This is a genomic window from Bizionia gelidisalsuginis, assembly GCF_008086185.1.
Lineage (GTDB): Bacteria > Bacteroidota > Bacteroidia > Flavobacteriales > Flavobacteriaceae > Bizionia > Bizionia saleffrena.
In genome coordinates, this window is record NZ_VSKN01000006.1 from 154,445 (window position 1) to 177,887 (window position 23,443).

Below are 23,443 nucleotides of genomic sequence, written 5' to 3' on the forward strand. Positions count from 1 at the left end.
TAAAGCATCTTGTTTAGATGATTTAGTTTTCAAAATTAACAATAATTATGCCTAATCTTTTATAATGTCTTCACAAAATATTTTTATCCTTGGAATAGAATCTTCTTGCGACGATACGGCGGCTTCGGTAATATGTAACGGTCGTGTTTTAAGTAATGTGGTGGCGAGCCAAAAAATACACGAAGAATTTGGTGGTGTTGTCCCGGAACTCGCGTCTAGAGCTCACCAACAAAATATTGTACCTGTTGTGGACCAGGCTTTAAGCCAAGCTAATATTAAAAAATCTGATTTAAATGCGATTGCTTTTACACGTGGCCCTGGCTTAATGGGATCGCTTTTAGTAGGTACCTCGTTTGCTAAATCTATGGCGTTTGGTTTAAATATTCCTTTATTGGATGTAAACCATATGCAAGGCCATATTTTAGCGCATTTTATTGAAGAAGATGGTTTTAAAAAACCTCCCTTTCCCTTTTTGGCGATGACTATTTCTGGCGGGCATACGCAAATTGTGAAAGTCTCTCATTATTTTGATATGGAAGTAATTGGCGAATCTATAGACGACGCCGTTGGTGAAGCTTACGATAAAAGCGGAAAAATTTTAGGTTTAGGCTACCCTGCCGGCCCAGAAATAGATCGTCGTGCCAAATTAGGCGACCCAAAAGCGTTTCCGTTTACAAAACCTAGAGTCGCAGGTTTAAATTTTAGCTTTTCAGGGTTTAAAACGGCGGTATTATATTTTATTCAGCGGGAAGTAAAAAAGAACCCGAATTTTATTACCGAACGTTTAAACGATATTTGTGCCGCGATACAATATACTATAATTGGTATTTTAATAGATAAATTAAAACTAGCCACTACACAAACCGGTATTACTCATATTGCGATTGGTGGTGGAGTATCTGCAAATTCTGGTATTCGTGAAGCACTTAAAAATGGCGAACAAAAATTTGGATGGACAACGTATGTTCCTAAAATTGAATACACCACAGATAACGCTGCTATGATTGCGATTGTTGGCTATTTAAAATATTTGGAAAAGGATTTCGCTGAAGATAATGTTATGGCCTCAGCCCGATTAAAAATTTAATAGACTGCTGCGTTTTACTTACTAAACTCAATATAGTTCCAAAATAATCCGAAACTTTATAACAACGAAATGAGCTCGAGCGTTAATAACTGTCTTAAATAATTTTTTAACAGTACTTTTTTTCGTTTTTTTGTTCCAATCTAATCATCTTACACTTATAATGAAGAACGCTTTACTCCTATTGTATCTTTTTAGCTCTTTGTCGATTTTTGCTCAAGAAGCGGATAAAGACATCAAAAACATAGTAAATATTGAAGATGCCGAACTCTATATCGAAAAAAGCACTTCAAAGAGAAATAAGTTAATGGCTTTTAACGAAGAGAAACACAAATCTACTTTAGCGCAAACCTTATTGGCAATGCCTATAGGGACTACTAAAACGGTACCGTCTCAGTTTAAGAAAACCGTTTATAAAATCATTGAAAAATCTAACGATCCACACTACAGAATTAGTTATATTTATTTCGATGAAAGCAAAGTAGATATTAGTGCTATTTATAATATGCGTAAAACCATTTTATATAAGTACGAAAACGATGTCCCCTTTGAGGATTTAGCAAATCGCTATTCTATGGATGATAATGCGCTACGTGGTGGTGATTCTGGTTGGTTTAAGGATAATGAAATGCCTATAGAAATTGAAAACGAAGCCGCTAACTTGCAACATAGTGTAGGCGATATTTATACCGTTTCTGTGGAGAAAGACCGCGGTTATTATATTATTTTAAAAACACACCGAATTAAAACCATTAAAGAAGTTTACGTTTTAAAAATTGAAGAGAATTTATAATGCAATTATTCTACAACCCAGAACTCACCGAAACTACAAAACATTTTCTTTTTAATAAAGAAGAGAGTAAGCATATTGTAAAAGTTTTACGTAAGGAAACTGGAGATACTATGCATATTACTAATGGCAAAGGATGGCTTTTTACGGCAGAAATTACGATACCCAACCTTAAAAATTGTGAAGCTGTCATTATTGCTAAAGCGCTAAAGGCAAAACCAAATTATAATTTACACTTAGCGGTGGCACCCACGAAAATGAACGATCGGTACGAGTGGTTTTTAGAAAAAGCGACCGAAATTGGTGTACAAAGCATTACCCCTGTTATTTGCGCCCATAGCGAGCGGAAAGTAATAAAAGCAGAACGTTTTGAAAAAATAGTACAATCGGCTATGAAACAGTCTTTACAGTGTTATTTACCGACTTTACACCCCGCGGAATCCTTTAAATCGTTTGTTGGCAAACAACATAGCGACACTTTGTTTATTGCCCATTGTGAAGAAACGGACAAAAAATCTTTAAAAAACGAACTCAAGCCGAATACCGATATTACTATTTTAATTGGCCCTGAAGGTGATTTTAGTCCAGAGGAAATTAAATTGGCAGTAGATAATGGCTTTCAATCTGTAGCTTTGGGGAATACTAGATTACGCACCGAAACTGCTGCAATAGTAGCCTGCCATTCAGTGGCATATAGTAACGAATTATGAAACATCACGCTTTGAAATCTTTATACGTTATAGCAGTAATTAGTTTTGCTTTGTTGTGGTCTACAACAAGTTTTGCGCAAGAAATTGCAGTGCTCAAATATAAAGGTGGTGGTGACTGGTACAGTAACCCAACGTCGTTACCCAATTTAATTTCATTTTGCAATGCAAATATCGGTACAAAAATTACGAACAAACCAGAAGTGGTAGAAACGGGTAGCACAGACATTTTTCAATATCCTTTTTTACACATGACGGGGCACGGAAATGTCTTTTTTAGTGATGAAGACGCCATAAACCTTAAAAACTATTTAATTTCTGGTGGTTTTTTACATATTGATGACAATTATGGAATGGAACCCTACATTACTAAAGAATTGAAAAAGGTGTTTCCTAATCAAGAATTAATTGAGCTTCCGGCGCATCACCCTATTTTTAATACCCCATATAATTTTCCCGAGGGATTACCTAAAATCCACGAACACGACGGAAAACGCCCACAAGCTTTTGGACTTTTTTATAACTCACGACTAGTAGTATTATTTACGTACGAATCTGATTTAGGTAACGGTTGGGAAAATGCAGAAGTACATAACGATCCCGAATCGGTGAGAGAAAAAGCGCTTAAAATGGGCGCTAACATTTTAAAATACGTATTCGAAAATTAAACTTATTTCATTTTAATTATGTCTAGTGTGCAACTTAACCACGATACCACCCCATTTAAACCTAAAACATTTCCTATTACTGTTGTGTGCGAAAATGTAACAAATGCTCCAAATATTGGCAGTTTATTTAGAATTGCAGATGCTTTTGGTGTTACGGAGCTTATCTTTTGTGGCTCAAATATTCCTTTAGGTCGTAAAATGATGAAAACATCGCGAGCGACAGAAAAAGTAGTGCGTTACCAATTGTGCGATAACGCTTCAGAAGTTGTTAAGCAGCTAAAAGCACAACAGTATTGTATCATTTCATTGGAAATCACCAATGAAAGCACACCCATTCATCACTATAAATTTCCAACAAATCAGCCCATTGCCTTAATTATAGGTGACGAGAATTTTGGAGTTTCAGAGACGAGTTTAAAAGAAAGTACGGCGGCAGTTCATATTACTATGTTTGGCCAAAATAGTAGTATGAATGTCGTGCAAGCCACTAATATTGCACTATACGAAATTACGAAACAATTATTATAAGTGCCATTTACATTATAATTAAAAAATGTCTAACGCAATCTGTATATTTACGCTATGAATTCTAAAACGATCTCTAACGGTATTTTAAGGTCACTAGCTGTAATTGCAGGAGTAATTATAGGACTTTGGTTTATTTATAAAATTCAAGCCGTAATAGTATATGTTGTTATTGCCGGAGTTATTTCATTATTAGGACGACCTATTGTTAAGGTTTTAAGGAATCGTTTTAAGTTTCATAATCTGGTAGCCGTTATTATTACCATGCTGTTTTTCTTCGCGACGATAGTGGGCTTAGTCAGTTTATTTATACCTTTAATTATTGAACAGGGTCATAATCTTTCTCTTTTAGATATTAATGAGCTACAAATTACTGTAGAAAGTTTGTACTTAGAAGGTATTAATCACTTCGGATTAAATACTGAGGATGTAGAAGCGTCTTTAAAAGATTCGAAGTTAATATCGCGACTTAATTTTAGTGTTATCCCCGACTTCCTAAACTCCATTATTACTGGATTTGGAAGCTTTAGTTTAGGTCTTTTTTCAGTGTTATTTATCTCGTTTTTCTTTTTGAAAGACAGTATGATGTTCTCTGATAATTTAGTCACTCTATTTCCTAAATCTCAAGAAAAACGATTAAAAAAATCGTTTGCGGAAATTCGCGATTTATTATCTCGTTATTTTGGTGGTTTACTTTTGCAACTCATTATACTATTTACTATTTATACCATAGTTCTATTAATATTTGGTATAGATAACGCCATTGTAATAGCATCTTTATGTGCCTTATTAAACGTCATCCCATATGTAGGGCCCATTATCAGTGCGTTTTTAATTGTTCTTTTAACGATGTCTAGCAACGTTGGAGAAGATTTTAGTACTGTTATTTTACCGAAAACTATTTATGTGATGATTGGCTTTATAATCGCGCAATTAGTCGATAATTTTTTCAGCCAGCCTTTTATCTTTTCAAAAAGTGTTAAGTCTCATCCTTTAGAAATTTTCATTGTAATTATTATAGCGGGATTACTTTCTGGAGTGGTAGGATTAATTATTGCTATTCCTGCTTACACGGCATTAAAAGTTGTTGCCAAAGAGTTTTTATCTGAATATAGGATTGTTAAAAGACTAACAAAAGGATTATAATATTGCTTTGAATATATCTATTTTAAATACTAAAAACCAAGAGTTTATAAATAATAACTTAAATTCTAATATTACGTCCTTACTTTTAAAAGAAGTTAAAAACACCTCCTTTGAAATTAAAGAGCTCATCGCCCAGATTGAAGCTAAGAAGAAAGCAGAAAAAAAATTACCAACCTGGTTTTTGGCTGAAAATATATACTATCCGAATAAATTAAATATAGAACAAACCTCTTCTGAAGCTACGGCTTTATTTAAATCTCATTTATTGTCTGGCCATTCATTAATCGATGTAACCGGGGGTTTTGGTGTGGACTGCTATTATTTTTCAAAACGATTTAAACATGTTACGCATTGCGAAATTAATACAAGTTTATCTCACATCGTAAAACATAATTACAATGTTTTAAAAGCCGATAATATAAACTGCGAACAAACCGATGGTATTGCTTATTTAAAAAATAACACGACAAAGTATACTGCAATTTATGTCGATCCTTCCCGCCGAAACGACAGTAAAGGAAAAGTATTTATGCTAAGTGATTGCTTGCCAAATATTCCAGAGCATTTAGCGCTGCTTTTTAATCGCACTGAAAATATACTTATAAAAACCTCTCCTTTATTAGATTTATCTATCGGAATCAACGAATTAAGACACGTTAAAACGATCTATTGCGTGGCTTTAAATAATGAAGTTAAGGAGCTGTTATGGGTGCTTGAAAAAGACTATGAAGGAACAATTGAGATAAAAACAATTAATATAACGAAAGCTAAACCTCACACTTTTAATTTTATTTTACAAGACGAAGCGCTTATTACTGTAGAATATAGCGCGCCACTCACCTACTTATACGAGCCTAATGCTGCTATTTTAAAATCTGGAGCATTTAATAGTGTGGCTAACCAATTGCAGTTAAAGAAACTTCATAAACATTCCCATTTATATACTAGCGCGCATTTAATAGATTTTCCTGGTCGTTCGTTTAAGATTGAAACCGTTTTAGACTACAACTTAAAACAATTTAAAAGAGTTTTCAAAGAAAAGAAAGCGAATGTTACAACACGTAATTTTCCAGATTCGGTGAGTACTATTCGTAATAAATTAAAATTAAGCGATGGCGGCGAAAATTACTTGTTTTTCACCACCAATGATAACAACAAAAAAATAATTATTTTGTGCAAAAAAATCACTGCTTAGATATAAAAGCGAATAATATCTAAAAAATTTAAACATAAATTTCATTTCAAAAAATTTGATAACATAGTTTAAATTTAATTATATATATCAACATCAAAGCGATATATTTACACTTAGTTATAAAAAATATACAACTATGAGTAAACTTTACATGTCTTTAATGTTAATTTTAACATTATCTTTTGGGGCCGAGGCCCAAGTATATCCTACCACTTCTTGGTCGGATAACACAGATGTCACTTGGTACGATGCCACGCAAAATCAATTTACAATTAGTACTGAACAGGCACTTGCTGGACTTTCAATGTTAGTAGAACAAGGTACTACTTTCGATGGAAAGACTTTAAACATAACGGCAGATATCGATCTGGATGCGCATTTATGGACACCAATAGGCACTGGAGTAGACTTTCCTTTTTCTGGAACTGTAGATGGAGGCAATTTTACTATCAGTAACCTTTGGATTAATTTACCTAATGATGACTTCGTTGGATTATTCGGACAAACAACTGGAGCTTCTTTTTTAAACATTATTATTGAGAATTCTAATATTCTTGCTGAAGATACCGCAGGTACTTTAGTGAGAAATTTATCACTAAGTTCTAATATGGATAACTGCCACGCTAGAAATATTTCTATAACAGCGTCCAGTTACAATATTGGTGGTTTAGTGGGTGGTGTTTTATCTGATTCGCATATGACAAAATGTTCGATAACGGGAGATGTTATTGGCGTAAATCAAGTGGGTGGCTTAGCAGGAACTGCTTGGAATAATACGACTATTTCTGAATGCTACAGCGAAGGAACGGTGTCTGGTGGTTTTTTAATTGGTGGACTGGTAGGTTATTGTACGTTTGCGTTTACACCTAACACACAAAATAGTATTAATAATAGTTATTCTAGGTCTATTGTTTCTGCCAATTCCGGTCGTGCAGGTGGTATTTATGGTGGTTCGGACGACACTTTAATATTAAACAATTCGTATTCTACAGGAACGGTTACTTCTCCAGAATATGCAGGAGCTACAATTGGTGCGTATGGTACAGGAAGTATTACAATTGGAAATACGTATTTCGATTTAGATTCATCGCAAATGACTAATGGTGTTGGTGGATATTTAGGAAATACTGCTTCTCCAGATATTAGCGGTAGAACAACTCCAAATATGAAAAACTCTGCAATCGTAGATCTTTTAAATGCCGGTTCTTCAAATAACCCTTGGACGAGGGATGCTACTATTAACGATGGGTACCCTATTTTAGAAAGTCTTTTATCGGTGGATCAAAATACAGTTACAGTGTCTGAAACTGTGGTTTACCCTACAGTTTTTACAGATCGTATTACCGTGTCTTCAACGGCACAACTGAAATCATTTTCTATGTACTCTATAACGGGTGCTTTAGTTTTAGAAGGTGACTTGTCTCAGAATAATACAATACAACCACAAACGCTTTCTGCTGGTGTTTACATTTTAAACATTACAACAGACAAGGGAATGATTACTAAAAAAGTGATCAAGCAATAAGAGCTATTAAAAGCACTAAATTTCTACTGTTTAGTTTTAAACTGCTTCGCTATTATTTTAGAGAATCCTTTTAAAACTTCTTCCACGTTTTCTGGGTCGGTAACATCGGCCTGAATAACACCAACTAATTGCTTGTTTTCTGCTAAAGACAAATCGTAAACAACAGCTTCCAAGAAATAAGTTTTAGACCTCTGCACAATGGTCGTTTCCGGAGTTTCTAAAGCACCTAGTGTTGGTACCCCTTTATAAAAATCAGCATTGTAAGCTCTAAAAGAGAGAAAAGACTTGTTACTTTCATTGGTATAAGGAGTATAACCACCCTCCGTTATAACTTTAGTCTTCGTTTTTACATCTTTCAACGCGACCACGATAATTCCGCTTATACCATCTGCTTTAAATCTATTTTCAACAGCCTTAATATCCTCTCGTTTTTTTAATTTATGATCGCCTATAGCCGGGTATTTAATGTAAAGTTCAACAGCATTGATCCCTTTATCTCGTAAATGATTTGCGATTTCTCTCTCGTAAGATTCGCTTATTGTTCCCTCTTGAGATTTAGATACGACTATAATTTGTTTATTAATAACTGTGCTAAAATCATCCGATTTCCATACATCTCCCACCTTAACTGAGGCGCAACTGGTAAAGAGAGTTATAATTGAGAGTAATAAAAATTGATTGGCTTTTTTCATTGTAATTTTCGATTTAGTTTAATATTTAGTTTAATATTTAGTTAGTTAATAATGAAGTAGTCACTACATTTTTAGTCGCTATTGGATTCAATCCGTTGTTTATATAATACCATTGCCGCTACTGATAGCATTCAAAAATTAATACCATCTTCAACATATATTATTTTTAAGGAATCAAGTTATAGCCTTTGTTCTTAACAATGTACTAAGGTCGTTGTGGCACGTAATGACATTTCAAAATAGCTATTCATTGCTGTTTCGAGAGTGTTACCGTTTTGCGCTAACAACTATCCACAAATACAAAAAGTTCTGCACCATTCTTTTAAAGATTTTAATAAGTCCACATTTTTATTGGAATTCTCAAATCGCAATTTATAGGTCTCATTGGTTGATACAAAGGGAGTCGATTTTTCAAAGAGCCGCGTTCACGCCTTTTCCTTCGAAGTTAGAATTAATAACAAAAATTAATTTATACTCTATATTTTTATCAGACTGCAATTCAGCTACTTGGTAACATTTTATTTTCCGTAGTCTTTACTTACAGGATTAGTCCATTCTTGAGCTTCCAGGAGTGTGCTATATCACAGAAGTAAAAAAAACATATAAATAATTTCATTAGTTCTGGTTTTGAGCTCTTAGTAAATATAAGGCATTTTAAAATTAAAAACTGTAATCTATTAAAAAGAACTAAAACATATTTTAACAAAAAAAAGGTGTCTATCCATTAAGACAAACACCTTTCAAATTTTTATAAATTTCAGTAAAACCCTTAAATCGTTTCTTCACGAGGTAGATCTCCTTCTTGCGAAGCAGTGGTTAAATCCCTATCCATTTCATATAAACTTGTGTTACCTTCAATCTCAGTAGATGCCAAATTATACTTATCTATAATACTATTAAACAACGTTTCTTCTTCAATTTGCTCCTCTACGAACCACTGTCCGAAATTAAAGGTCGCCCAATCTTTTTCTTCGTGGGCCAAATTTACTATGTCATTAATAGCCTTAGAATTATCTATTTCATGTTGTAATAATTTCTTTAAACAATCACCAATATCTTTTGGGTTTGCTGGTGCTTCTTTAATAGCTTCTATCTTGGCTGTTCCACCTCGATCGTTAATATATTTTAAAAGTTTAAACATGTGCTCGCGTTCTTCGTGCATATGCTTGTATAAAAACGCCCCTATTCCAGCAAAACTATTAACTTCTGCCCACGATCCATAAGCCAAATACACTTGCGCCTGATAAGCTTCTCGCGTCATTTGTTTATTTAATAGCTTCTCCATTTGATCTGAAATCCTTTTACTTGCCATAGTTGAATTAATTTTAATTATTGGTTAAATTTAAGCCTGAGTTTTCACAAAAAACAGTCATAAAACTGACGTTAACTTGCTTAATTACTTAATACCTTAAAGTACTACATTTTAATCTCTAATAAAAATATAGGCGTGGTATTAGCATTTCATTAAGAGTTTATAGGCGTACAGTTATTAAAAAAGTGAGAGTAATAATAAAAAGCGTTTAGACGACTTTAATTAAAGAATAATTCTTTAAGATCCTTATCGTCATTTTTTATAGATTCGTAAGGTTCTGATTGTTTTAATAAATACCACTTTACGGGCCTTTTAAAAACAGAAGCCGCTGCTTTTTTTAAAGGAGAAATTTTAGCGTTTTCTAATGCGAAATAATCGTTTAGTGTATGTTGTCTAAAATTAAGAATAGCTTCTAAAGTGTCTCCATCCTCATAGAAACCACAATGGAAATTCTTTTCTGCGAATGCTTTATCGGGAAAATTTAAGGCTCCCAATCCAAACATTTTAAATGAGCGCTTTAAAAAACCTTCATAAGAAATACGACAACTCTCCCCGCCACCCAAATTAAAAATGCGTTTAGAGACTGCCGCTTGTTTATTAATTGCTTTCACAAAAGCCCGTGCCGTATCTTGTGGAGTTGCTATTTCTAAAGATGTATCTAAAGGTTGGTGAAACATTAATTTAGACATTTTATGTCCCCCCATAATAGCGGCCAATCTAAATATCGTCCAATCTAAATTACTATTTTGAATAATTTTTTCCGCCAAAATCTTTGTTACAGCGTATGCGTCGCCCTTACTAGGGAGTAATCGGTCTCCTACGTTTATGTATGGTGTTTTTAGTCGGTCGCCATACACAGAAATTGATGAACTGTAAATAAAAAAGGTATTTGGAGACTGGAGTTCAAGTTGTTCAATTAAAATACGCGTGCCTTCTGTATTTACTTTTTTTGCTAACTCTGGATGCTCATCGGCGATAGGCGGTATAATCGCTGCTAAATGAATTACGGCATCTTTATTTGCTGCTATTTTTTCAACATCGACGGTATTTGTAATATCACCGTAAACTATTTCTATCCTATCCGAAAAAGGCGATAATCGTTTAACGGACATTTCATTTTTTTTATCGAAAACAGTTATAGTATACGTATCTCTCTCTAAAAGCTGCAAAAGTGTTTGGTAACCAACTGTACCAGAAGCTCCTGTTAAAAGTATTGCCTTTTTTATCATTTAAAAGATGTGCGAAATTATTATTATTTTACGGCTTCAAATACTGCTAAAGGAGCACGTCTTCCAACGTTAAGACTTAATTCGTCTCCATTAATGGTGTAATTGTCTGCAATTTCAAAAATCTTTAAAAATTCTGCCTCATTGACTTTTACATCGGGACACGCCATCATCGTGGTAGCCACGTTTGTAAACGTAATTCTGTTACCTTGCTCTAAAGTGTAACTTCCTGTTATAGAATTGCAACCTGCAAAACCTTCTACTCTATTTTCAGTCGACTGCAACATAAAATAGATGTCTTTGTCTTGGTTCTCAACCCTAGTAACCTCTTTTCCTTGTAAAGTCTTTAGTTTCCAGTGTTTTTGAGTAATTGGTTGACTGTTTAAATCCGATTTAGAAAACACTGCTAAAGGTGCTCTTTTCGCTTTATTCAGCATTAGTTTATCTCCTGATACCGTATAATTATCCGTCATTTCAAAGACACTTAAAACATTTTTTTCGTCAATTTTAGCATCGGGGCACGCCATACGCGTTGTTGCCAAGGCATTAAAAGAAATACGATTACCCTCCTCTATAGTATAGTTTCCTGTAAACGTATTACATCCTGCAAATCCGCTAACGCGATTCCCTTCCGAAACTAGTGTAAAATGTATCACTTGCCCGTTCTGTTCAGCGTTTTCTAAGTCAGTACCTTCCAAAGTCATTAAGGTCCATTGTGTATCGGTAATATCAACCATTGAAGTGTCTGGTGATGACATTTCAGTAGCGTTTTTTTTATCAGATTTACAACCCATAATCACTGTGGCAATGAGCAATACTGTAAAGATTTTAGTTTTCATATGTGATGGTTTTATTTAAATAATGTGTTACGTAAAGCTAATATTTCTACGGAATAAAATAAAGTAAAAAATAGTAAAGTATTGTTAAATTTAATAGTTTCAATTCCTTTTTTATGGGTGGCTAAAACCATAGTATTCGAGTGTTTTTTAAGTGTAGATAAAACACACAGTCTTTTTAAATCTCACTATTTTAAAAGGCTTTATACACCGTTATTTTCCTGATGAGATAAAAAAAAACCTGTTATTATAGCAATAGAAAACTCAAGGCTTATGCCAAAACCTCGAATAAATAGGAAAGGGACTCCGTTTAGTAAAGTGTATTAGTATAGAATTACTCCTCCTTAGATTTAGATATAATCTCTTTTAATCGCTCCTTACGCAGCTCTTTTGAAGATTTTAGCTTGTTCTTTTTCTGGGTCATTAGCTTGGTGTGCTTAGACTTATTTTTTGTATTCTTAGGGTGTCCTTTTTTAGACATTATATACTGTTTTTTTCGGACGCAAGATACACAAAAAAAGCGCCCCTAGTAAAAGTGAAGGGCGCTTGAAACAGTTTAATATACTCTTTTTACTTTAGTGAATACAAGAATTCTATAAATTCAGGATCGCTATAGTCGGCCATACCGCGGTGTGTTAATGCTAAATTACCTTTAGCATCTATAACATAAGTAGACGGTATAGAGTTGGTGTTATACATTTCCGGAATAGCATCTGCCGGTGCATATATAGGGAAACCGTACCCTTTGCGTTCGTTAAAAGCTTTTGCCGTTTCAAACTTTCTATCTAAGGACAACATTACAAAAGCAACATCGTCTCCCACAGTATCGTAGAGTGTATTGATACTTGGCATCTCGGCAATACACGGCGGACACCACGTGGCCCATAAATTTATAAAAATCACCTTTCCTTTTAATTCCTTTAAAGAGGTCACGTTGCCGTCGCTATCCAATAAATTGAAATTCATATCAGCTTTTGTAAGGTTTGGTGCATCGGTCGTGTTTGCAGATTCTTGAGCCATAACCAACTCTTTAACATCTGGATTCATTACCCCCGTAGCCAATAGCCCGCGTTGTGCAAAACCAATCACTTCGGTGTGTAAACCAGTAGCGTAAAGTGTAATAGCAATAAGGGCAAAAACACCATATTGAATCCACGTTTTCTTAGTTGTATTCTTATTATTAGTTTTCATTTGAATTGTTTTTTTAGTTGTTCTGAATTAATTTTAATACCCTGAATAAAGCACGGTCACTATAAGCTTATACTTTTATAACCGTGCTTCTGAAGCTGAAAGTTATAAAGAATACCATTTTCTACTATTTTCATCGCTTTCGGCACTTTTGCAGTATCGATTTTAAATTTCTGTAACGAAAATCCGCAAGCAATCAGTTCCACACGGGCAGCTTCTGCCCTTTTAATATAATCTTCCATATTTTCGTTGGTTGTAATCTCGCCAATATCTTTTCCGCAGATAATCACTTTAAAACTCCCAAAATCGCGTCCATCTTCTACTTTAAGCGCTTCCGCAGTTAAAATTATAGGGGTTAGTTGTGGTAGCTTCTTGGTGAGTACCACATAGTTTTGGGTGTTAAGTTCTTGAGCTTTTTGCGCTCGTAGTGTTGTGCTTCCAAAAAGTACAGTAAATAATAGTAGTGCGTTTAAAACGTATGTTTTCATATATAAATTATTTTAAGAGTGTTTCGGTGTCGTTCAGTATAAAAAATAGAAGTCCGCCTAAAATTGCTATGTTTTTAAATAAAGGGCCCAGCGTGGTAATTTGTCCCACTTGAACCGTTAGTGTAATGGGGATTAAAACCGCCATCAAAATAAGTGCCGCCCATTTTGTTTTATACCCCATTAAGAATATAAAACCAGCCGTTAGCATTACAATACCCGATAGAATAACTAGCCATTTGGGGTCGCCAAAAAAATAAGCGAGACCTTTAAAACTAGCGCTTTCTACACGCTGTACTGTTTTGTCGATGTGTAATAAATGATTCGTTCCTGCAACCAAAAAAATACCACTAACAAAAACACGTAATAACTGAATAGAGCGACGACTAATTGAAATTGTTGTCGTCATTAATAAATAATAAATGTTTAAATAAAACTAAAAGTGTGTAGTTTAAGCCCGCGCTATACTGCTAATTCTCGTAGAAAAGGGATTCCTCCCTAAATTATAGGCATGTTTTAAATCATAAAACGTTTAGGCAGCGCACGGAGGCGGTGAAACGCTATCTAAATACATATAGCGTAATTTAGAAGTGAGATAATCGTTGTGCACCATAATTGAAAGCGGTTGTTTCGCCTCCCAAGTAAACAATTCCAATTTAAAGGGCGTTGTACAATCGCTATTTAAAGCAATCACCTCCAGACTAGAGACTTGAGCGGTAATAACCGGCAGTTTTACGGTTTTTTTATGAAACCCATTGTCTTTTTTACAATGAAAATTTACAAAAGCAATCCCACTATCATTAAATAGAAAGTTGAGGCCATTAGCATTTACGGCGGTAAATTTCGCCATAAAAACAGTAACCATAAATAATGCTATGTAACCTTTAATACTCATAAGTAGCAAACATAACGAAAAGGAATAACCCCGTCTGTAACCTTTGTTACAGTTTTAACGGTATTGCCCAGAAAATGCTGCTGTTATTTTAATTTTTATATACTTTGTTTCTTTATATTAGCCCCGCTAACTAATTAATAAGCGCACCACACTAAAAAGGTGCTAAACCAATAGCTTTTTATTAATGATGCTTAATAGTGCTTTATGACCTGAATAAGGGTTATGGGTGGTGATTTGGTGTTGTTGATATTTGGTATTTAAGCAAGTATAAACTAACGATGCACTTCGAGTAATTGATTTCTAAAAAACTAATGAAGATGGAAAAACAGTTAAATATTGAACTAAGGAGCAGGATACTTATATACTCTCTATTTATTGAAAAGATAATCAATGATTTAGTTCTATTAAATCTTGGGATTTATGATGAAAAGATAAAAACAAGATTATTCAGTAATAAAGGTAAAATCAGTTTTCAAAATAAAATTGATTTACTGTATGACATTGAAGTTTTATCAAAAGAAGAGAATTCAGAATTTGACCTTTTAATGATTGTAAGAAATAAGTTTATGCACGATATTGAATGTGACTCATTTCAGACTTTATTGAACCAACTTGATAAAGGAATAGTAAACAGATTTAAAAAATTTCTTGAAGAGGGTCAATCGATTTCTGATGAAGAAGCTTGCAGGAAAGCAAGTTATCAATTATTTCAAAAGAATATAGAAACAATAAAAAATAAGATTGAATTAAATAAAGTTACTAAAAATAAAAAGCACGAATTATTCCAGGTTCAAAATGAAAGGATAATTTATTACATAGATTTTATTAAAGATTTGATGAATAAAGTGTCAATAGCAACTGAAAATTCAGAATTGGAGAATCCAAAAGTTGCAATTTTAGGAATGGAACTGCTCCAAATTTTAGAGGAATCCAATCGCAAACTTAATAGTGAGACAAACCCAAATATCTACGAAGAGTTTTTTAATTCAGATGACAACCTTAAAGCAACTTTCGGGGTAAAAGGAAATCTAAAAGATTGGCCAAAATGGGAGGATTTTAAAGTCCCTAATATTACTAAATCCAAAATCCAATGACGTCATTCAACAAAATAAAATCTCAATATAACCAGTTCATCAGAACATTAAATCCTGATGAGTTAACACCTTATGAAATAAAGTTGATTAATTTAATTTCAGACAATTTTGTTTCAGTTGCTAGTGTTGGCACCGCAGCCGGAAAAAGAGCTTTATTGTTAAATGATTTAATTAATCAAAATAGAGATAAACTAAGCAAAAGTTTACCAAAAATAGAAGATGAAACTAAAGCCAGTACTAATGATATTACGAGAATAAATAGCATTGAAATAGAAAACTTCAGAGGATTCGCATCTAAGGAATTATTTAACCTTGACAAACCCAAAGTCTTGGTGTATGGCCCAAATGGAAGTGGAAAAACCAGCTTTTGTGAAGCATTGGAATATTCACTACTTGGCTATTTGAGTGAAGCGGACGCAAAACGAATAGACGTAAAACAATATATTACAAATCTTCATACTGCAAAGTCTTCGCAACCTGTATTGACAGGAGCAAATTCAAAAGGAGAAATAGTTGACATCAAAGTTAGTCCAGACAGTTATTATTTCTGTTTTATTGAGAAGAATAGGATTATCGATTTTGCTCGATATTCTTCTAAAACCCAAGGACAACAAGAGAACTTATTAGCTACCCTATTTGGTTTGGATGAGTTTAACTCATTCATTAATGGATTTACAGAAAATATTTCGGGGAAAATTCCTGTAGAATCATTAAAACAAAAAGAACTTGATGGAAAATTCCAAGAATTAACAGGTCAAAAGCAAAATATAGAAAGCTCAACGGAAAAGAAATCCGAATTTGAAGGGCAAAAAAAATCTATTGCAGAAAATAGCAAACTGAATAAGACTTTTGATGAATTAGATTTATACATCAATGGTAATCAAGATGTAAAAGGCAGGATTGAACTTATTGGTGACGAATTGCAAAAACCAAAAGGGAAATTATTTAATCATACAACTACAAGCGAATTATTAGAATCTGTTTCAAAAATTGAAAAAACCATAACTCTATTTGAAGAAAACAACACAAAGTTTGAGCAAGAGAAGGATAAAGTAAGCTTTGTAGAAATTTTTAAATTGGTTCAGAATTTTGAAGAAACGATATCGGATAAATGTCCAGTATGTGAAACGCCTATTGAGCAAACAAAGGTAAATCCATACAATAATGCAAGAGTCAAGTTAAAAGAGCTTAAGGGAATTGCGAAAATTCAGCAAGACAGGGATAATGCTTGGAGTAAACTTGTTTCTGATGTTTATAGCTTTTCAAATGACTTTGAAAGTCGGAAAAAAAGTGCTTCTGAATTACAAGTGCAAGTTAATGTAGAAGTTCCAGAGCAACTTAAAGATTTTCAAAAGGAAAAGTCCGAGCAAAAAGATTATATACAGGATGTGAAAAGGCTTTTTGCGAATATAAAATCACAAAAAGATTCTTTGCTTGTGTTTGACCAAAAAACCAAGGATTCAAATACAAACACAAATAAACATCTTGAAAATCAAAAAGTCTTAGAAAATGAAAAGACCGCTTTAACTAAATTAAAAAAAGAAATTGACGGCCTAAAATCAAGTATAAAATCTCATCAGGAAATAATTAACACAGCAAAAAAAGCTGTAGCAGATTTTGACACCAAGAATAAAGCTTTAATTGATGACATAGCAAAAGAGAAAATAATATTAGAGGATAATAAAAAGTTCATTGAAGCATACAGCACGTTACTACAGAAACTCAATAAGTACAAAAGAGAACTACCCTTATCACTTGTAGAAAACTTGAATGAATTAACCAAAGAATTTTACAACTTCATAAATCGAGGGGACAGTAAATTTGAGTTAATTGAACAAATTGTTTTGCCATCTAATGCAGGAGATAGAGTAAAAGTTTCTTTTCAGGATAAGCCAGAAGTTGAATTAGATGCAATGCATATTTTAAGCGAAGGACACACAAGGTGTCTTGGTCTATCAATATTACTTGCGAAAGTTGTTCAAGACAAACTTCCATTTATAATCTTTGATGATATTGTTAATGCCATAGATGATGATCATAGGGGCAGAATAAGAGAATTGCTTTTTGATAATCCAGTTATTAATAAAAGACAAATTATTATTACTTCTCATTCAGAAGAGTATATTAAGGATATTGAAAATATTCATTTTACAAAAAAAGGATACAAAGATGAATGCAAATTGTATACATTTTTAAAGCCAATTTCAAAAACCGTTCGAAAAATAGAAACAACGAAGAAATATTTAAATAAGGCTTCTGAACATATTGAGGAACATTCTTATAGGGATTGTTTAATGGAATGTAGAAGAGCTCTTGAAAATTTGAGTAATGATTTATGGCGTAGAGCTTCAAAAAAATATGTTTTTCAAATAAGCTATAAAGTAAGAGCACCATATTTACCACCTGACTTAATGGGAATTGTCACTTCATTAAGAAAAGAATTAACTGCCTTAAAAGTATCTGATTTTGAAGAGAGTTTAAACATTCTCACGTGGTTCACTGGTCTTAAAACATCTAACAATCAAATTTGGAACTACCTTAACAAGGGGACACACGAGGAGTCAGACCGAGATGATTTTGATTCATTAATTGTGGAAGAAGTGCTGAATAATCTAATTCAGTTAGAAACTGAATTACATAAACAGAAATAATTACGATAGCTCCGGATAAAAAATTATTAGCAACTTGAGTAAGAAAATCACAACTTATTACATTGAAAGCTTCTCACTTTATAAATATTTTGATAAAAAATTACTTATTTGGATGAAGAATCTTAATCGGATATTAGTATCCGAAAGTAAATCGAAAATAACTAACCATTGACATCACATAATATTAATTAATTACTTGGCTCGCGCTTAATCCGCAACTAACAATAAACACACCAACACCCTAAACAACACCCTAACTTAAAAAACACTTATCTCAACATTAGTTTATAAATTTTATATCTAACTTTATGAAAAAAATAGTATTAACCCTAGCGCTTTGCGCAATCACTTTTATTGGTCACTCTCAAAATGCGAGCGTGGAGAAATCTGTTTATGGAATACAAACAGGTTTATTAGGCATTTGGGTGCATAATGAGGCGAAATTATCTAACCAAATCGCTTTAAGAAGTGAGATTGGACTTGATACTGGTATTTATGGTAGTGATGTTATAGAGGGGTTTCTACTAAGTCCAACCATTACACTAGAACCGCGTTGGTATTATAATTTAAACAAAAGAGAAAATAAATCGAGAAGAACAGATGGTAATAGCGGGAATTTTATTGCGATAAAGACGACATATCACCCGGATTGGTTTGTAATTTCTAACGAGCAGAATATTAATTTTATTAGTGATATTTCGATTGTGCCAACCTGGGGAATAAGACGAAATATTGGTAATCATTTTAATTATGAAACTGGAATTGGCGTTGGTTACTTACATTACTTTAACAAGGATAATGTCGTTTTAGTAAGTGAACCTGATGTGGCAGTGAATTTACATTTAAGAATTGGGTATCGCTTTTAATCTAATAAAAATCTAGACTCTAGTACCACTATATGTAACTAAAAAAAGGGGGTACCCTATTACAAAACACACTTTCAGATTCTCTATTTCATATTTATTTGCTAACTTTCGTTCTTAACCAATTGGAAACACCCCAGATACAAAACTGTTGGTTACATTTAAAACGAAGGAGATAACACTATGAGGAACGTCGGAATTATTGGTATTGGGCCCAGAGGTGGCTATGCTTTAGAACGGTTAATTATTGAATTGGCTAAAGAGAACGCTCTTACCGATATTCATATAGCACTCTTTGGAACGACTGGTAATTTTGGCAATGGAGCTATCTATGATTTAGACCAAAACCCATCAAACTGGATTAATATTACAGAGCGGATTTTAGAATTAGACCAGCGCAAAGCTATTAATACTAAAACCTTATACATTGAGTCTTTGCCCTCCTATAACTTCGACGATATAATAAGTCTTAGAATGGATAAAGACGGAAATTTAAAATGGGCTAGAAACATAAATAAAAGACAAACAGGTTTAAGTAATAGCTTTTACACCTCTATACCTGTTGGTGAAGATTCTTATTTCTTCATTAATTGCTCAGATAAAATCAAAAAATTAAGTGCCAATAGAATTGCATTTAGACAGACTAACGCTAAAAAATCCAATTTATTTATGGTTAAAATTAACAAGGATGGAGATTTTGACTATAAGAAATTAATTGATAATAAAGAATCAAAGGTTTACTACAAAGTGAATAATGGAAACGTTAACAATCAAACTGTAATTTTAATAGGAAAAAGAAAAAACAAAACAAGGATTTTAAAACTGAAAATTTAAATCAAAAAAGCCTCCAATGAAGAAAATCTCTCTAATAATTTTACTATTTCTTATTTCGAATCAGTTCCTTAACGCACAATGTTGGCAATTAATTTCAGCGGGACAGTATCATACGGTTGCCATTAAATCTGATGGAACATTGTGGAGCTGGGGAGGAAACGCTATTGGTCAATTAGGTAATGGAACTACCAATAATGAATCAAGTCCTATACAGGTTGGAACCGATACCGATTGGTTAAAAGTGACTGCGGGCGACTATCATAGTTTAGCCATAAAAAGGAATGGAACTTTATGGAGCTGGGGAGGTAATTATTATGGTCAACTAGGTAACGGAACAAATAGTAATGGTACAGTACCTATACAAATTGGAGACTCAACAAATTGGTCTATAATTATTGGTGGAGATTTTCATAGCTTTGCTATAAATACTTCTGGTAAATTATGGGCATGGGGTAGAAATAATTATGGACAACTTGGAAACGGTGACACAACTAACAGTAATATTCCTATTCAAGTTGGTACAGACACTAATTGGCAATCTATTGGCGCGGGTTACGCTCATAGCACAGCATTAAAATTAAACGGCACCTTGTGGACTTGGGGCGCTAATTATTTCGGCCAACTTGGTAATGGAACTACAACAAGTTTAAATTTACCTATGCAAATTGGAATTGATAATGATTGGCAAAGTATTGATGTTAATAATGAACATTCTTTAGCCATAAAAGCAAACGGAACTTTATGGTCTTGGGGCTTAAACACTCCTTCATTTTTAGTAAACAATGGAGAGGATTACTTATATATCCCTACGCAAATAGGGAGCGATACAGAATGGAAAACAATTAAATCTGGTGATTTTTTTGCAGTAGCATTAAAAAAGAATAATACAATATGGTCTTGGGGAAGTGGTTCTTACGGACAATTAGGAAGCGGCGCATATAGTCACATATATCCTCCAACTCAAATAAACACTTTTACTAATTGGCAAACCATAGCATGTGGAGACTCATCTACTTTCGCCATAAATATGGATGGCAATCTATGGTCTTCTGGAAGTAATATTAGTGGCCATTTAGGTGACGGAACGACTATCAATAAAACTGTTTTTACGTCAATTAGTTGTATGTCTTTAGGGATAGAAGAAGTAGCAATAGAGCCATTTACAATCTATCCGAATCCTGCCAATAATTACATTTATATCTCTAATAAAATTGAAATTTCAAAAATGGTAGTAACTGATATATCGGGTAAAGTAGTTTATAAAACTTCCACAAATTTCTCAAAAATAAATGTCGAATGTTTTCAATCAGGCGTTTATATCTTACAAATATTTAGCGGTAATGGTAAACGTAATTTTAAATTTGTAAAAACTTAAATTCCTATTTCTTCCAAAGAGACTAAATATTTACAGCTTATCTTCTAAACTCCATTTCTTGTATTTCATATCTCAAAAGTATTATTTGAAATTTAAAATAGCACTCCGAACTTTTAATGGGCTAAACTACCTTCAATTCCAAGCGTATCCAAAATTATTCAAGGAGTCGCTATTAAAGAGATTAAAGTATTCAATAGCTAAAAACTATAACAATCCCACCCAAAACACCAATCAATAAACAACTACAAAAACCCGCGTAATATTTTCTGAATATCCAAATTATCCTTTTGTTGGATTAAAAACGACTCTAAGGCATCTTCAGAGTGTATGGTTTCGTCTTTATCTATAAAACCATATCCAAGATACGTTCCGTTTTTAATAAGCACAAAAGCCTCTTCATTTAGCGTGCGCCCTTGTTCTTTTATCACTTTAGATTCGGCAGTCGTTTTAATAGCGTCTATTGCCACTGCTACCCTAGCGTTATAATCGCTGGCGGTTTCCTCGCCTTTGCAAACACCTTTACACGTTTTTATACTGTAATGCGAACACTGCGTAACACCTTCTTGCAAGTGACAATATTTAGGACACAGATTATAGTGCAGGCAGATAGATTCTAAAAACGCGCGACATTCTCTAATACTCTGAAACACTTGTATTGCATTTGGCGCCCCTTTAATGGTATTATAAGCCAAATGAAGAATGCCGTTGCGGTCTTCGAAACTAAAAATACCATACTGCTTTGTTTGGCGTTTTGCAACTTGGTTAAATTTTGGGTAATGGTGTTTTATGGCGGCATCTTCCATTAAAAGGGCAATGAGTTCGCTGCCCGATAATTCGAAATCAATGTCTTTAGTCTCGCGACACATCTCTAAGGCTTTCTTAGTTTTACTATAAAAATGACTCAGCACCCGTTTTTTTAAATCCTTGGCTTTCCCTATATAAATAATCTTTCCCTTTTTGTCTTTAAAATAATAAACGCCAGCAGCGTTTGGGATGGCATTAAAGACAGCCGTTGGTAAATGTGATGGCAATGTGGCTTCCTTTGAAGATTTCTTCATAAAATCGCTAAAAACAGTATCGGCATCGTCTTGTTGTAAAAGGATTTCGAATAACACCACAGTAGCTTCAGCATCGCCTTTTGCACGGTGCCTGTCGGTAATATTAATATTCAACTCTTTACACAGCTTACCTAAACTGTAAGACCGGTAGCCTGGCAACAGCTTTCGGGAAAGCCTAACGGTACACAGTTTTTTTCTTCGGAAGTCGGTATCAATCGCCTTAAACTCATTTCTAATCACATTATAATCGAAATTAACGTTATGCGCCACAAAAATGGTGTCTTGCGTTATGTCTAAAATAGCTTGTGCGACTTCGCTAAACGTAGGCGCATTGGCAACCATCCCATTATCAATTCCCGTTAAAGCAGTAATATAATCTGGGATTTCTGTCTGCGGATTCACCAAAGTGGTAAACTCGTCTACAATTTGGCGCCCATCGTATTTAAAAATAGAAATTTCGGTAATCTGATTACTCCTACCCGTGGTTTCAACATCTATAATAGTGTACATCATTATTTTAAATGATTTTCTAAAGCTTTCAATTCTATGCCTAACTCGTTAAATAAACCGAGAATACTGCTTATTTTTAATTCTTCAACCGAATATTCCTGGGTATTAATACTACACGTAAATTCCCATAACTCTAAAACTTCGTCAATAGGAATACTATAGTCGTTGTACGTTTTATTATCCGACATTAAAAGTAGCGATCCGTTATACTCAATATTATTCATAACACGTTTATAAACCATCCCTTCGTTAAGCGTAACCAGCACATAGGTTCGTCCTGTTTTTATATCACTCCGATCCTCAATAAAACGCCCTATTACAAACGAACCATCTTTCATTGGCAACATCGAATCCCCTTTTATAGGAAATGCGCGGTGCTTGCCGGTAGGTAAAAAAGGCAATTTTATTTTTTGAAGCTGCTCGATATATTCCGGATCGTCGTAACCGGCTAAATACCCAGCCGATGCTTTTATAGGTACAATTTCAATTAAATTCTCATTATCGCTATCTACCATAATCGGGAATAACACCCGCTGATTTCCTAGCTCGATAAACGCGGTGCCGTTCGACTTACTTAAATCGTGACGTAGCAAAATATCTACGGGCACTTTAAAGAAATCGGACAAGCCTAAAATCATCTCCACATTGGGTTCTGTTCTATTGGCTTCGTGCGATGTAATTCGCGATCTGTGTACGCCCAACTCTTCAGCTAAAGCCTCCTGAGATAACTTTTTTAAGTTTCTGAGGTATTTTATGTTTTTTGATAAATTATTCATAATGTTAC

The 23,443-nt window shown here is 33.8% G+C and carries 24 protein-coding genes; 13 read left to right on the top strand and 11 right to left on the bottom strand.

Going from position 1 to position 23,443, the window contains the following annotated elements; translation table 11 throughout:
• The first annotated feature begins 64 nt into the window (after positions 1-64).
• From tsaD to ES677_RS06620, 8 genes are all read left to right on the top strand, one after another.
• Positions 65-1,087 (top strand): tRNA (adenosine(37)-N6)-threonylcarbamoyltransferase complex transferase subunit TsaD, encoded by a 1,023-nt coding sequence (tsaD, locus tag ES677_RS06585; RefSeq protein ID WP_148380802.1) that lies wholly within the window; start codon positions 65-67, stop codon positions 1,085-1,087.
• 160 nt (positions 1,088-1,247) lie between these two features.
• Positions 1,248-1,877, top strand: coding sequence for a peptidylprolyl isomerase (locus ES677_RS06590; protein WP_148380803.1), 630 nt, complete (start codon positions 1,248-1,250; stop codon positions 1,875-1,877).
• Positions 1,877-2,584, top strand: a complete 708-nt coding sequence (locus ES677_RS06595; RefSeq protein ID WP_148380804.1) for a 16S rRNA (uracil(1498)-N(3))-methyltransferase — start codon at positions 1,877-1,879, stop codon at positions 2,582-2,584. The genes ES677_RS06590 and ES677_RS06595 overlap by 1 nt, the downstream gene beginning before the upstream one ends.
• Positions 2,581-3,249, top strand: a complete 669-nt coding sequence (locus ES677_RS06600; protein ID WP_148380805.1) for a DUF4159 domain-containing protein — start codon at positions 2,581-2,583, stop codon at positions 3,247-3,249. Before ES677_RS06595 ends, ES677_RS06600 begins: the two co-directional genes overlap by 4 nt.
• An 18-nt stretch (positions 3,250-3,267) precedes the next feature.
• Positions 3,268-3,777: a TrmH family RNA methyltransferase gene (locus tag ES677_RS06605; protein WP_317130606.1), complete on the top strand. Its 510-nt coding sequence runs from the start codon at positions 3,268-3,270 to the stop codon at positions 3,775-3,777.
• A 54-nt stretch (positions 3,778-3,831) separates the two neighbouring features.
• Positions 3,832-4,920 carry an AI-2E family transporter gene (locus ES677_RS06610; RefSeq protein WP_148368838.1) on the top strand — a complete coding sequence of 363 codons (1,089 nt, stop codon included), beginning with the start codon at positions 3,832-3,834 and terminating at the stop codon, positions 4,918-4,920.
• A 7-nt stretch (positions 4,921-4,927) separates the two neighbouring features.
• Positions 4,928-6,115: a THUMP-like domain-containing protein gene (locus tag ES677_RS06615; protein WP_148380806.1), complete on the top strand. Its 1,188-nt coding sequence runs from the start codon at positions 4,928-4,930 to the stop codon at positions 6,113-6,115.
• 136 nt (positions 6,116-6,251) lie between these two features.
• Positions 6,252-7,640, top strand: coding sequence for a T9SS type A sorting domain-containing protein (locus tag ES677_RS06620; protein ID WP_148380807.1), 1,389 nt, complete (start codon positions 6,252-6,254; stop codon positions 7,638-7,640).
• Positions 7,641-7,663: 23 nt separating this feature from the next.
• Here the strand turns inward: ES677_RS06620 and ES677_RS06625 are convergent, their stop codons facing one another.
• From ES677_RS06625 to ES677_RS06660, 9 genes are all read right to left on the bottom strand, one after another.
• Positions 7,664-8,332 carry a hypothetical protein gene (locus ES677_RS06625; RefSeq protein WP_148380808.1) on the bottom strand — a complete coding sequence of 223 codons (669 nt, stop codon included), beginning with the start codon at positions 8,330-8,332 and terminating at the stop codon, positions 7,664-7,666.
• Between the two features lie 769 nt (positions 8,333-9,101).
• On the bottom strand, positions 9,102-9,644 hold the full coding sequence (locus ES677_RS06630; RefSeq protein ID WP_148368834.1) for a ferritin: 543 nt from the start codon (positions 9,642-9,644) through the stop codon (positions 9,102-9,104).
• A gap of 218 nt (positions 9,645-9,862) precedes the next feature.
• The gene (locus tag ES677_RS06635; RefSeq protein WP_211357865.1) at positions 9,863-10,873 is read right to left on the bottom strand and encodes an NAD-dependent epimerase/dehydratase family protein; all 1,011 of its coding nucleotides are present in this window, start codon (positions 10,871-10,873) and stop codon (positions 9,863-9,865) included.
• Between the two features lie 23 nt (positions 10,874-10,896).
• Positions 10,897-11,709: an META domain-containing protein gene (locus tag ES677_RS06640; RefSeq protein WP_148380809.1), complete on the bottom strand. Its 813-nt coding sequence runs from the start codon at positions 11,707-11,709 to the stop codon at positions 10,897-10,899.
• Positions 11,710-12,040: 331 nt separating this feature from the next.
• Positions 12,041-12,187: a hypothetical protein gene (locus ES677_RS15270; protein WP_170234425.1), complete on the bottom strand. Its 147-nt coding sequence runs from the start codon at positions 12,185-12,187 to the stop codon at positions 12,041-12,043.
• Positions 12,188-12,276: 89 nt separating this feature from the next.
• Positions 12,277-12,897: a TlpA family protein disulfide reductase gene (locus tag ES677_RS06645; RefSeq protein WP_148380810.1), complete on the bottom strand. Its 621-nt coding sequence runs from the start codon at positions 12,895-12,897 to the stop codon at positions 12,277-12,279.
• A 59-nt stretch (positions 12,898-12,956) separates the two neighbouring features.
• Positions 12,957-13,382 carry a sulfur reduction protein DsrE gene (locus ES677_RS06650; protein ID WP_148380811.1) on the bottom strand — a complete coding sequence of 142 codons (426 nt, stop codon included), beginning with the start codon at positions 13,380-13,382 and terminating at the stop codon, positions 12,957-12,959.
• Positions 13,383-13,389: 7 nt separating this feature from the next.
• Positions 13,390-13,788, bottom strand: a complete 399-nt coding sequence (locus tag ES677_RS06655) for a DoxX family protein (protein WP_148380812.1) — start codon at positions 13,786-13,788, stop codon at positions 13,390-13,392.
• Positions 13,789-13,911: 123 nt separating this feature from the next.
• Positions 13,912-14,274 carry a hypothetical protein gene (locus tag ES677_RS06660; protein ID WP_148380813.1) on the bottom strand — a complete coding sequence of 121 codons (363 nt, stop codon included), beginning with the start codon at positions 14,272-14,274 and terminating at the stop codon, positions 13,912-13,914.
• A 317-nt stretch (positions 14,275-14,591) separates the two neighbouring features.
• Between ES677_RS06660 and ES677_RS06665 the strand changes: the two genes are divergently transcribed.
• The 5 genes from ES677_RS06665 (at position 14,592) to ES677_RS06685 (ending at position 21,091) form a co-directional block, all read left to right on the top strand.
• Positions 14,592-15,368 carry a hypothetical protein gene (locus tag ES677_RS06665; RefSeq protein ID WP_148380814.1) on the top strand — a complete coding sequence of 259 codons (777 nt, stop codon included), beginning with the start codon at positions 14,592-14,594 and terminating at the stop codon, positions 15,366-15,368.
• Positions 15,365-18,019, top strand: coding sequence for an AAA family ATPase (locus tag ES677_RS06670; protein ID WP_148380815.1), 2,655 nt, complete (start codon positions 15,365-15,367; stop codon positions 18,017-18,019). Before ES677_RS06665 ends, ES677_RS06670 begins: the two co-directional genes overlap by 4 nt.
• A gap of 308 nt (positions 18,020-18,327) precedes the next feature.
• Positions 18,328-18,885 (top strand): hypothetical protein, encoded by a 558-nt coding sequence (locus ES677_RS06675; RefSeq protein ID WP_148380816.1) that lies wholly within the window; start codon positions 18,328-18,330, stop codon positions 18,883-18,885.
• 180 nt (positions 18,886-19,065) lie between these two features.
• Complete coding sequence (locus ES677_RS06680) at positions 19,066-19,716, top strand: FAD/NAD(P)-binding protein (RefSeq protein WP_148380817.1); 651 nt, start codon at positions 19,066-19,068, stop codon at positions 19,714-19,716.
• A gap of 16 nt (positions 19,717-19,732) precedes the next feature.
• Entirely contained in the window at positions 19,733-21,091 is a 1,359-nt protein-coding gene (locus ES677_RS06685; RefSeq protein ID WP_148380818.1) for an RCC1 domain-containing protein, read from the top strand.
• A 242-nt stretch (positions 21,092-21,333) separates the two neighbouring features.
• On the opposite strand, the gene ES677_RS06690 is transcribed toward ES677_RS06685, so the two are convergent.
• Both ES677_RS06690 and ES677_RS06695 read right to left on the bottom strand, forming a co-directional pair.
• Entirely contained in the window at positions 21,334-22,662 is a 1,329-nt protein-coding gene (locus ES677_RS06690) for an exonuclease domain-containing protein (RefSeq protein WP_148380819.1), read from the bottom strand.
• The gene (locus tag ES677_RS06695) at positions 22,662-23,435 is read right to left on the bottom strand and encodes an XRE family transcriptional regulator (protein WP_148368822.1); all 774 of its coding nucleotides are present in this window, start codon (positions 23,433-23,435) and stop codon (positions 22,662-22,664) included. The genes ES677_RS06690 and ES677_RS06695 overlap by 1 nt, the downstream gene beginning before the upstream one ends.
• Positions 23,436-23,443 lie beyond the last annotated feature (8 nt).